General features: G+C 50.8%; 9 protein-coding genes. All 9 read right to left on the reverse strand.

Features of this window, described 5'->3' with window-relative positions; translation table 11 throughout:
• Positions 1-10 precede the first annotated feature (10 nt).
• Positions 11-964, reverse strand: a complete 954-nt coding sequence (locus AC58QD_RS11195; protein WP_497333100.1) for an ABC transporter permease — start codon at positions 962-964, stop codon at positions 11-13.
• Between the two features lie 198 nt (positions 965-1,162).
• Positions 1,163-1,999: a response regulator transcription factor gene (locus AC58QD_RS11200; RefSeq protein WP_497333102.1), complete on the reverse strand. Its 837-nt coding sequence runs from the start codon at positions 1,997-1,999 to the stop codon at positions 1,163-1,165.
• A gap of 5 nt (positions 2,000-2,004) precedes the next feature.
• A complete protein-coding gene (locus tag AC58QD_RS11205; protein ID WP_497333104.1) occupies positions 2,005-3,789 on the reverse strand; it encodes a sensor histidine kinase in 1,785 nt (594 codons plus the stop codon).
• A 99-nt stretch (positions 3,790-3,888) separates the two neighbouring features.
• Positions 3,889-4,761 (reverse strand): carbohydrate ABC transporter permease, encoded by an 873-nt coding sequence (locus AC58QD_RS11210; RefSeq protein ID WP_497333106.1) that lies wholly within the window; start codon positions 4,759-4,761, stop codon positions 3,889-3,891.
• 15 nt (positions 4,762-4,776) lie between these two features.
• On the reverse strand, positions 4,777-5,676 hold the full coding sequence (locus AC58QD_RS11215) for an ABC transporter permease (protein WP_497333108.1): 900 nt from the start codon (positions 5,674-5,676) through the stop codon (positions 4,777-4,779).
• Positions 5,677-5,745: 69 nt separating this feature from the next.
• Complete coding sequence (locus tag AC58QD_RS11220; protein ID WP_497333110.1) at positions 5,746-7,323, reverse strand: type 2 periplasmic-binding domain-containing protein; 1,578 nt, start codon at positions 7,321-7,323, stop codon at positions 5,746-5,748.
• Positions 7,324-7,564: 241 nt separating this feature from the next.
• Complete coding sequence (locus tag AC58QD_RS11225) at positions 7,565-8,593, reverse strand: DUF6528 family protein (protein ID WP_497333112.1); 1,029 nt, start codon at positions 8,591-8,593, stop codon at positions 7,565-7,567.
• The gene (locus AC58QD_RS11230; RefSeq protein ID WP_497333114.1) at positions 8,586-10,307 is read right to left on the reverse strand and encodes a DUF6528 family protein; all 1,722 of its coding nucleotides are present in this window, start codon (positions 10,305-10,307) and stop codon (positions 8,586-8,588) included. Before AC58QD_RS11230 ends, AC58QD_RS11225 begins: the two co-directional genes overlap by 8 nt.
• Positions 10,304-11,938, reverse strand: a complete 1,635-nt coding sequence (locus AC58QD_RS11235; protein WP_497333116.1) for an extracellular solute-binding protein — start codon at positions 11,936-11,938, stop codon at positions 10,304-10,306. Before AC58QD_RS11235 ends, AC58QD_RS11230 begins: the two co-directional genes overlap by 4 nt.
• Between the last annotated feature and the right edge of the window lie 26 nt (positions 11,939-11,964).

Consider the following 11,964-nt stretch of genomic DNA (forward strand, 5'->3'; position numbering starts at 1 on the left):
AGTGATCCTCCTACCAAATCTGTCCGTCGAATTTTTTTGCGAGCTTGTTGGCGCTGATCACTAGAATGAAGGCAATGATCGACTTCAGCAGACCGACTGCCGTTGCTAGTCCGATCTTCAATCGCTCCAGCCCTTCCCGGTAAACCCAAGTATCGATAATATCGATCTTCTCGGAATTAAACGCGTTAGCCATCATGTAGATTTGATCAAATCCCGCATCAAGAATATGACTTAGCTTGATGATCAGCAGAATAATCATTACGTTTCGAATTCCAGGCACGGTTACATGCCACAGCTGTCTCCATTTGGATGCGCCGTCTATTCGGGCCGCTTCATACAGGCTCGGGTCAATTCCGGCTAATGCGGCCAAATAAAGAATAGCCCCCCAACCCATTTCCTTCCAGACATCGGATGAAACAACCAAGAACCTAGCCCATCCCGGTTCTGACAAAAACGCTATTGGCTCGAACCCGTATTGCTTGAAAAGCAGATTAACAAATCCACCCCCAGGGGATAGCAAGGCTACTAGAAGACCGTATACGATGACCCATGATAAAAAATGAGGCATATAAGTAATCGTCTGAACAACACGTTTAAACGAATTGATCCGAACTTCATTCAGAAGTAAGGCAAGTATAATCGGTGCCGGGAATCCAAAAACCAACTTATACAGAGAGATCAGGATCGTATTGCCCATGATATCCCAAAAGTAAACACCTTGGAAAAAGGCATTGAAATTTTTAAATCCTGCCCATGGGCTATCCCAAATACCGAGTGCCAAGTTATAGTCCTTAAATGCAATCATAATTCCCGCCATTGGAACATACTTAAAAATGCTAAAGTAGAGCAACCCTGGGATTAAGAGTATATATAACATTTTGTAACGGCGTAACGCATTAAAAATTTTACGAATAGGCTGGTTGCGAGTTTTCAGGATACGTTTGTGCACAATCTCAGTATTCATGGTGTCTCCTTTGCCGATGTTTTATATCATAATCTTAATCGATTTGAGAGCTTATAATTTTCGTTTTTTATGGAACCTATTTCAATATTTTTGGAAATTGAAAGAAGCACCCTCTTTTATTGCAAGAGAGTGCTTCTCTGACATCGTGAACTTTTTTCAATCTGTGAGGTGTTATTATTAGAGGTGGTTGCTTTAGCATTAATCAGGCTCCATCCCTTGAAACGCCTGTCCCTCCAACAGCAGACGATATTCCGTTGGGCTGCAGCCGGCATATTTTTTGAACGCTTTTGTGAAGTGCGTATACTCGGGGTAGCCAACTGAATGGCCGACAACATATATCTTGTTGGAAGGCTCGACGAGCATCCGCTTCGCCAGCTCCATACGCATCCGGGTCAAGTACTGGATGAAGGGTACGCCTTCAATTTTTTTGAACATAAAGCTGAAGTATGCAGGCGAGAGGTGAAAATAACCGGCTGCCTCACTCAATGAAAATTGCGGATCGGCAAACCGGGATTCCATGTAAGCCAGCGCCTCGACGATAATTTGCTTATATCCCGAATGGCACGAGTCGGCTTCGGCCATGATTGCTGATACGGAGGTGCCGTTGTCATCCAGTCCCTCAGCATCGGACAGAGGCTGAACTGGCGCTGCCCCTGACTGGGGGCCCCACTTGACGCGAAGCCGGCCGAGCAGGCCGAGCAGCGCATCTGCCTGGATTGGCTTCAGCAAATAGTCGGTCGCTCCATACCGCAGCGCCTCTTGGGCGTAAGCGAACTCTCCGTAACCGGAGACTAGCACTGTTTCCGTGTGGAGCAGCTTGCTTCTCACCTCGCGGAGCAGCTCCAACCCATCCATAACTGGCATGCGGATGTCCGTCAACAGTAGATCGGGTTCGAACCTGTCGACAAGCGCCAAAGCCTCAGCTCCATCTTCGGCCTCCCCCACTACGCGAAAATCATCCGTTTCGTCGTGGATCAACGTTTTCAGCCCGACCTTGACCATATATTCGTCGTCAGCGATGATGACCTTATACATTGTTGTTACCTCCCGCTCTCCTTGCTCACATAAGGCAGTTTGATCTCCATAACAGTACCCGACTCATCCGACTTCACGATTGTCAGTCCATACGGACAGCCGAATGCGAGCCGGAGCCGGCTGTGCACGTTCCATAACCCCAATCTCGGAAACAGCTGAAAGTCGGGTTTCAGCATCTCATGTTCCGTCACCTGCTCAAAGGCTTCATTATATGCCTGGGCCAACTCCTGCGCCATCCCCCTCCCATGATCCACAATGCGCAGTGTGAACCATTCATCCTCGGCTATGCCGAACAATCCGAAATAATCCGGCTTCAGCTTCTGTTTCTCATAAGCGTGCATGAACGCATTCTCCACGAGAGGCTGAATCGTTAGCGGCAAGATGCGTACTTGCTCGAGCCATTCGGGCTCCAGCAATGCTTCGATTCGTAAGTCCCGGAACCGCTCCTTCTGAATGCTGAAATAGGTGAATAAATTGTTCATTTCTTCGGACAGCAGCACGATCTTATCGGGATGACTGATGCTGTAGCGCAAAATTTGCGAGAGCCACACGGTCATTTGGCTGATCGGCTTCACCTTGGCTACGATGGCATAGGCGTTGATTACTTCGAGAGTGTTATATAGAAAGTGCGGGTTGATCCTTAGCTGCAACGATTGCAGCAACGATTCCCGCTGCTTGATGGCCATTTCCTTTTCTCTCATTTCGGAATAATGGACTATCTCGATCAAACGCTGAATTTCGTCCAGCATCCGGTTGAATCCCTGGTTCAGACGGCCGATTTCGTCCTGCCGTTCCGGCGCACGGATTTGCAGATTGCCCAGCTCCACTTTTTTCATCAGCTTCATGAGCAGTGACAGTGGTTTGGTGATCGACCAGGAAAAGCCCGCGATCATGACAAAGGCGAACAACAGCATAGCAGTTCCGAGTACAATTGTCAGATTTCGCATGAACACTAGCTTATCGATTAGCTCCCTAAGGGGCACTTCAGAAATGAGCGTAAGACCAGTAAATTCAGAGCGAAAAGCGATGACAATCTTCTTTTCGCCACTCTCGTCACTTACGAAATGAACTTGGCTGCGGCTTCCGATCCGTTCTTTGTAGCTCTCTGGAATCGGGGCTCCCCATTTCAGCCGATCCGGATGATATAAGTAGCCGCCGTCTGAATCGGCGATCGAGATAATTCCATTCTGCCCGAGGCGAACATTGTCCGTAATGTCGAGAATTTGATCCAGCAGCAAATCGATGACCAGCGCTCCGCCGGTCCGATAGGAGATATTGTCGTAGATTTTACGGTAAATCGTGAGCACCGGGGTCGATTGCACAACACTGATGCCTAGATGCCTGTAATTGTCCTCGCCTGTCTCCAGGTCCCGGTACAAATGGATACGTTCCGTTATATCGATATTGCTGAAATTAATACCTTTGGAAGACAGCAGCGTGAAGCCGTATATGTCCTTCCGGCCATACACATAATTCGGATACAGCTCGAGCTTCATTTGGTCGCTAATGGCGAACTGTTTGTACGTTTCGGACGGCTCTAGCTTGATGAACTGCTGCACGAGCGGATTCGTCAGGAGCGGCACCGTCGCTTTCTTGATGTCGGAGAAGTAATAATCCAGATTCCGATTGATTTGCATCAGCAGCTGCTCTGTCGTCTGAACGGCGTTCTCCTCGATCGATGCGGTGGACTTGTCATACCAGAGCATCGCCGATACAGAGAACGGCAGCAGGAATAAGACCACGAATAAGACGACCAGCTTCGTGCGAATTGTCATCATTTTGATCAGCATATTCTCACCAGTTATCATTCCGTTCGGGGGGCTGTTTGCCCCATGCTGGAAGTTTAGGCTAATCATACCTCAAATTCAACGTGTTGAGAATGAGCCCTCTTATTCCTTCAACGAACCCAGCATGGCGCCTTTTACAAAATACTTTTGCAGGAAAGGATAGACGATCAAAATAGGAACAGTCGCAAAAAGCACGATTCCGGCCTTCATCATTTCCGGCGTGAACTGCATATTCAACTGGAAGCTGTTGTCGACCCCTGAGTTCGATCCATCCTCTACGATCATGCTGCGCAGGAGCACCTGCAGCGGATACAGTGATTTGGTCCGCATGAAGATGATCGCCGAGAAATATGAATTCCACTGTCCGACCGCATGAAACAAGGCAATAGTGGCCATAACCGGCATCGATAACGGGAGCACGATCCGAGCGTACAGCCCGAATTCACTGCTTCCGTCGATTTTGGCTGCATCGAACAGCTCGCTCGAGATGCCCTGAAAAAAAGCTTTGATGATGAAAATATAAAATGCTCCTACCGCGCCTGGCACCATCAGCGACCACAACGTGTCAAGCATGCCCAGTTCTTTGACCAACAGGTAGCTTGGGATAAGCGGCACCGGAAAAATGAAAGTGAGCAGGATGAGCTTCAAAAAAAGCTTCCTCCCCGGCATGAATGCACGGGACAGAGAGTAAGCAATCGAGGAGTTCAGCAGCAGTGCTATCAATGTACCTGTAACGGTGATATAGATGCTGACACCGAGGGAGCGCCATAGCGAAGATGAAGATACGATCTCCCTGTAGACGTTCAATTGGAAGCCTTTTGGCCACAGGCCCACGATCCGCGCATTGGCGAATTCCGGGGCACTCAGTGAAACTGCGAGCAGATGGATCATGGGCGCTACCATAAGAAAGCAAAATAAGGTCATAAATGCAGCGTTCACAATCGGAAACAAGCCTGTTTTGCGTATACCGGTCAATTGGGTCCCTCCTCTCTAGTATATGCTCTCCCCAGTAGCCCGCTTGCTGAGCGAATTGACTCCTATAATGAGCACCAGACCGATGACCGATTTGAATATGCCGATGGCCGTCGTGTAGCTGAACTGGCTGCCGAGCAGACCGACGCGGTAAATGTACGTATCGAACACCTCACCCACATCGCGAACGAGCGGATTGAGGAAAATCAGCATCTGCTCGATGTTGGCGTCTAGCAGGTTGCCGATGCGAAGCAGCAGCAGCACGACAATGGCCGGCATAATTGAAGGCAGCGAAATATGCCACATCTGCTTCCAGCGGCTGGCCCCATCGACCATGGCTGCTTCATACAAATTCGGATTGACCCCGGCGAGAGCGGCCAAATAAATGATCATGCCCCACCCGACCTCCTTCCATATCCCGATGGTAATGAGCGTACTGATGAAGGTATCCGGATTGCCGATAAAGTCGATCGGAGCAAAGCCCCATTCGCCAATCAGCTTGTTCACGAACCCTTTCACATCCAATAGGTTAAAAAAAATGCCGCCGACAATTACCCATGACAGAAAATGCGGCAAATATAACAAGGTTTGCACCGACCGCTTGAACCAGGCAACTCTCATCTCATTCAGCAGTAAAGCGAGCAGAAGCGGAGCTGGGAAGCCGAAGAGAATAGAGTACAAGCCGAGACGCGCGGAATTCCAGAAGATTTTGCCGAAATCCTCGAACGCGAACATGCGCCTGAAATGGTCCAATCCAACCCAATCGCTTAACCATACCCCTTGAAACAAATTATAATTTTTGAATGCAATTACATTGCCCGCGAGCGGAACGTATTTGAAAAGTAAGATGGCGACGAGTCCCGGTAAGGCGATCAGAAGCACCTGTAAAGCATCCTTGGAGTAAATCTGTTTGCGCAAAGTTGGCTCCCTCCGGTCATCGGAATGGAAAACGGCGCCGACGGCGCCGCATTCCTCCGTGCAGCTGTATTATTTTTTATGAAACGTATTGTACCATTCCGTTGCTTCCTTAATGACGGCGTCTCCGCCGCGCTTCATCCACTCGGTCACGAACTTGTCGAATGCCGTGTCGATCGGTTCGGTACCCGTCACCACTTTAGCGAACATGTCGGTAAACAAGTTCCCGACTCCGAAGCCGACAGCAATTTCGGGTTTTCCCTCGAGCGACTTCAGCCTAGGCATATACAGCCCGCCATGCTTAACCTGGTTCGCTTTGGCCGTATCGTAGCCTTTGATCATCACATCCGCGTCAGGCATCGCTTTTAGCACTAGCGGCGAAGCGAAGCCGATTTCCCGCACGTTCAGCGAGAGTTGGTACATCTGGAACGCGTTTTTGTCCGCATTCACGCTCGCTGCCATGTCATACTTGACCGCTCCGTTGTCTTCAGAATAATTCTGACCCTTGACCCCATAGGCAAAAAATTTATCTGCCGCCGGATCGCCCCACGCCCAGTCAAGGAATTTGATAATTTCCTCAGGTTTCTTCGTCTTGGTCGGGATGACCCAGACAAAGTAAATACCGTCACCTTGTGCACCGAGTCCACCTTTTCCGTCTGCTCCTTTCGGCGCGGCGTTCATGCTGACCGCGGCTGACGGTTGGTTGACGAACGTCTTCTTTGCTCCTTCCGCGTTGTAGCCGGCCGTATATTGATAAACTGCAGCTCCCCATGAGCCGATTTCCCCTTTGGCAATGGCCGCGTTGTGCTCAGGTTCCTTGCGTGTGAACAGATTCGGATTCACGTAACCGCTATCATAAAGCTTCTTGTAAAAGGAAATGGCGTCTTTCATTTTCGGATCGATAATGTCCGGGGTGAGCTGTCCGTTCCGCAGATTGTACAAACCTGGCGTCACACCGAAAGCAGAGCTGAATATATCAGTCCAGGCGATCCCATCGAACATGCCGATGCCGTATTCATCGTTCGGATCACCGTTGCCATTCATGTCTTCCTTCTTGACCAGTTCGAAGTATTTCATGTAATCATCTATCGTCTTAGGCGTGCTGAGCTTCAACTTGTCCAGCCAATCCTGGCGGATAAAGACGACTCGGTCGGCCGGTGCGCCGCTTAAGACCGGAATCCCGTAAATTTTGCCGTTTTGCGATACCCGAGGCGAATTCCAGGCGGTCTCCGGTATTTTCTTTTTCAAATTCGGTCCATACTTGTCGATCAGCGGCTTCAGGTCGAGAAAAACTCCTTGATCTACGGCACCGGTATGAATCGTCGAATTGATCTCCGGCGTGCGGATCAAATCCCCAAGTTCACCCGAGGCAAAGCGAAGCGACAACTGCTGGCTGTAGTCCGCATGCCCCAGAAATTCGAATTTCAAATCGTATCCCGACAGCTTGCTCAATTCCTTGATATATGGATCGTCTTCCTTGGCTTGTTTCGCATAAGCTGCTTCGGCATGAGACAGCAGAACGTGAATTTTGTTCGCCGGGGCAATCGCTGCTCCCCCTTCTTGGCCTTCATCCGTTTTTCCGCAACCAGCTAATACCGTTACCGTGGCGAAAAGAGAGGTTAGAGCCACCATTGCTACTTTCTTTTTCAAAGAAAACTTCCCCTTTCAATTCGATCTGAATACGCTTACAATCGAGGGCCCTTCGACTTATCCTCAGTATAGCCTCCCAAGAAACCGTTTCCTATGTCATTTTCCCGCAACCCTATGAGATTTTTCAAAAAAGGAAGGTGGGCTAGGGAGCAGTTTTCTCCCAGAAGAGGATGACTCATGCCAGGCGCACATCGAAGAGCAGGCTGCCGACACACATTCGTCGGCAGCCTGCTCCTTCCTTTTATTGATAATCCGAGCTCCACACACGTGCTTTGTACAACTCAGCGCCAGGTACAGTCCGAGACATAGCAGTCATCATAAAATCAACCGTCTCCGTACACCATGTATTTCGTGTGCAACCCTCTGCAATACCTTTCGTTTTGTCAGGCACCGTCAGCACGACTTGGCCTCCCGGTAAATTTCCTATACTTTTCACACCAGGCCTGCTAATCGATTCGGATCCCGGATAAACCGAATTGAATTCGTTAGTCGATTTCACAAACTGGTACACTTTAGAACCCGTGCTTATCCAAAGCCGGTCGTTATCCCCAATGACCGGTTGAAGATCATGGCCGTGCTTCGTTGGAAGATCGATCTTCCGGACTTCCTCCAATACCGGCACAGCTTCAGTGCCTCCAACCTTCAAAGCAACCAGATAATCATCCCCCACCGTCCATAACAGCTTGAGCTTCGGGTCCCATTGCACACCATGCGCTCCTGGGAATTTATACTCAGCATAATTGGAGGAGGAAGATCCCTGCGAGGAGGCATACACGCGCACCCACCCACCGGTGCTTGCCGCGACGGCAATGTTACCGTTTGGCAGCAGCTCAGCGGAATGAGGATTACCGCCAACGTTCAACCCCCATTTCATCGAGTCCCCTGCAGGATAAGGGACGATGGCCGCCATCCCGCGTGAGTCGGTGACAACGACCCATAAACCTTTCCATGCGTCGATGCGGCGAAGCTTCGCATCGGACGGAAGTCCCCATGCAGATCGCAAGCGTTCAAAATCGGCGACGGTATTGGGCGTCCATGACCATTGGACTGCGCTTTCCGCCGTCCAATCCGCATCGTTCGGAGCATAAACGGCAATTCGATGCGCAGCTTGATCCGTTACCGCCACCAAACAACAGTTCTCCGAGGTTGAAGACCACGTATCCTTCGATAAAGTTCCCGCGGACCAGAACCAAACCCCGATGGCGACAATTACGACTCCAACAAAGGCTGCGATCCACCGGCTACGTTGCCCAACTCGTCCCTCACTCATAAGCCTCCATATAATCGGCCATCAGCCGATTCCAACAGGTTACCAATTCCGATACGACTGGCTGCCTAATCTCGAATAAGAACGGCCCGCTATAGCCATGCTCCGCCAGAGCACGAATCGTCTCGTTCCATCGGATGATCCCGCAACCGGGCATCCAGTGCCTCTCATCGACTCCGTCGCAGTCGGACATGTGTACTGTGACTACTCGCTGGCCCAGTTTCCGAATAAATTGCTCCGGCGCCTCCTGAAGCAAATGATTGACGTCGCAGCAAATACGGAGGCGGCTGTCTGCGGAGATCAATTCAAGCATTTCGCCGCTTGTATTCCCAAGACAAGTTCGGGGTAAGCATTCCACAGCGATCACGATGCCAAGAAGGTCCGCTTCGTGAGCAAGGACGGCAAGCGCCTGCTTGCACGCTGCCAACCGCGACGGGCGTTCATCATCCGCAATCGGCTCCCAGCTCGGATGCAGCACAACCGTACGGATATCCCAGCCATGCGCCATCTGCATAAGCCGTATGTGCCGCTCAATCACTTCGCAGCTTCTATCAGAGTCCGTAACGGAGATATCGAACATCGGACCGTATGGCAAATGCAAGGTCCATACATCCATGCCCCGCTTCCGAATCTCATCAATCCATCCACCGCACTGCGATTCGTTAGCGGGTTCGAACAGGTTAAACGAGTCGTTCCTCCAGGCAAGCTCGACGCTATGAATTCCAGCTCGTGCCCACTCCGCGATATCAACGCGTCCATTCACCCAATCATTCAAAGACAGGGAGGCTCCGATCCGCCATTTTGCAGGATTTACAGGCTGTCTAGGCTCATAAAAGGGATTCAGAATTCGCGCCTTGTAAAAAGCAGCACCCTTCCGCAAACGCTTCGATTCCGGGAGGAACAGATCAACTCGGTCCGTCGTCCACTCGTACAACCCGCCTTTTCTGGGCACCGTTGACACGACGAGGCCTAACGGTTGGTTGCCGACACTCTTGACTGCGCGGCGGTTTATTCCCTCATTACCCGTATACTCTGACTCGAATGTGTCGGTAGACTTCACGTACTGATACACGTTTACGCCAGTGCTGACCCAGAGCCGGTCCACGTCGCCGCATACCGGCTGCAAATCATGCCCGTGCCGGGAAGGCAGCGTCGTCCGGTGCACCTCGAGAATGACAGGCTCCGCGGCTGATCCTTCAATCCGCAGAGCGACCAGTTCGTCGTCACCAAGCGCCCAAAGCACCTTCCTAAGAGAGTCCCAATGCACCCCGTGGGCTCCAACGAACTTATATTCGGCATAAGTTTCGGTTGATGGGCCTTGGGAAGCTGCATACACGCGCACCCACCCGCCGGTGCTCGCGGCGACTGCGATGTTGCCATCAGGGAGAAGCTCAGCCGAATGCGGATTGCCTCCTACGTTTGCCCCCCACTGCTTGCAGTCCCCGGCAGGATACGGAATCATAGCCGCAAGTCCATACGAATCCGTAACCACCATCGTCTGTCCGCCCAACAACGGATTGAATCGCACCTTGGCGTCAGTCGGGAGGCCCCATGCCGAGGCAAGCTCTTCGAAGCCTGCTGTATCAGATGGGGACCAGAACCAGGTTACAGCCGATTCGTCGTTCCAATCAACCGACTTCGGATCCATTACGAGAATACGGCTCGTTGCTTGATCGGTGACCGCTATGGGAAAGTCAATATGCTTGTCTCCACTCATTTATCCAGCCCTTGCTTTTGCACTTCGTCGTTCACTTCTTTGATCGCTTGCGACAATCCCTTGTTCTCATAGCCTTTCACGACGGCCTCCCACATAGCGACCGGATCCTCTTTCCCTAGCATGATACGGGTCAAGTCTTCCGTCGGATTCACTGCGCTCAGCTTCGCCTTCGCCGGCGTATATAACAGCTCTACGCGGAAGTTCGTCGGAACCGGCTTGTGCTGAGCTATCCTTTCCTTCAACCCGTCACGAGACATCTTGGAGGACTTAACCCCGAACGCTATGTTGTTGACTTCGTTCTCGACAAACTCCAGTTCCTGTCCCCACGCGCCTAGTGCACCGAACAGATTGAAAGACGGATACAGGCTACCGATCGTTTTATACTCGCCCTTGTCGTTTTTCTCTCGGGTAATGACGTACTTCTCGCCTTCTTTCTTGTAGTCTTTGCCTTCTATCCCGTATTGCTTGTCAATTTTGAACTCTTCCGACAACAGGTAATCATAGATTTGCAAGATACGATCCATTTCCTCGTCGTTCACTTTGGCGCTGAAATAGCTTTCCGACCAGAACGTTACCGCTGTATACCTGTACTGACTGCCATCTTCAGACTTCCAACTAACCGGAATGATCTTTGCGATGTCTTCGAATTTGGAATCCTTATTGTATTTGCTCCATGCGGAATCCAGCTTTGCAAGACCGTTTGGCGTCGCCTGCATGGAGATCGCCCCCACTTTGCCCTGGCCGAACTTCTCGATTCCGTCGTTCGTCTTCATGATGGCAAAGTCTGGATCAATCGCGCCCTCCGTGAACAGCTGACGCATTTGTTTCGCAACCGTCTTCATCTTCTCTGAAGCAAAGTAAGGGATGTACTTGCCGTTCTCCTTCACCCAAGAGCTGTTCAGCAAATTCGGGAACGTCCCGCCTGCAATGGGCGTGAGCATGGTTGAGGAGCGCAAGGTTACCCCGACCGTATCATTTTTGCCGTTGCCGTCTGGATCGTTTTTAGCAAAAGCCCGCAGCATGTTCAAGTAATCGTCGTATGTAACCGGATCTTTGAGATTCAATTTTTCCATCCAGTCTTTGCGGACGATCAAGGCACGCTCCATGGCCCATGTATCGTAATCCCGATAAGTAAGACGCGGAATCATATAGGTTTTGCCATCAACCTTAAGCGATTTCGTATCCTCCAGATTCAGAACCTTCTGTACGTTCGGGTACTTGCTCAAATTATCCGGCAGAGCCCGGATAATGCCCTGCTTGATCCAGGAATAATAGGTCTCTGAGTTGATGATATCGTGGCTGAACACATCCGGAAGCTCTCCGGAGGCACTCCACAGCTGATACTTTTCTTTATAATCGGAATAACTGATCACCTTGTCCACGAACTTTACGTTAAACTTGCTCTCCAGCTTCTTCAAATACTCGTCCGAATCCCGGTTAGGGAACGCCAAGCCGATATTGAAAAACGAAACGGAGATGTCCAGCTTCTTCTCGTTCCCGTTTGCGGTACCAGCTGGCCCAGGTGTCCCTGACGCCGGCGGCTTTTCAGCCTCTCCACCGCAGCCCGCCAACAGCGTAAGCGATACCGTTGCAGCAATCACGGCAGTACCGATTCTTTTCCTCTTATTCATGGTAATCCTCCCTTTTCTTCCCCTAT

It is taken from the genome of Paenibacillus sp. J2R1T-4 (assembly GCF_059692235.1).

Excerpts from the sequence above, each read along its gene's own strand:
- AC58QD_RS11195 (WP_497333100.1), bottom strand. The coding sequence starts at position 964 with ATGAATACTGAGATTGTGCACAAACGTATCCTGAAAACTCGCAACCAG.
- AC58QD_RS11200 (WP_497333102.1), bottom strand. The coding sequence starts at position 1,999 with ATGTATAAGGTCATCATCGCTGACGACGAATATATGGTCAAGGTCGGG.
- AC58QD_RS11205 (WP_497333104.1), bottom strand. The coding sequence starts at position 3,789 with ATGCTGATCAAAATGATGACAATTCGCACGAAGCTGGTCGTCTTATTC.
- AC58QD_RS11225 (WP_497333112.1), bottom strand. The coding sequence starts at position 8,593 with ATGAGTGAGGGACGAGTTGGGCAACGTAGCCGGTGGATCGCAGCCTTT.
- AC58QD_RS11230 (WP_497333114.1), bottom strand. The coding sequence starts at position 10,307 with ATGAGTGGAGACAAGCATATTGACTTTCCCATAGCGGTCACCGATCAA.
- AC58QD_RS11235 (WP_497333116.1), bottom strand. The coding sequence starts at position 11,938 with ATGAATAAGAGGAAAAGAATCGGTACTGCCGTGATTGCTGCAACGGTA.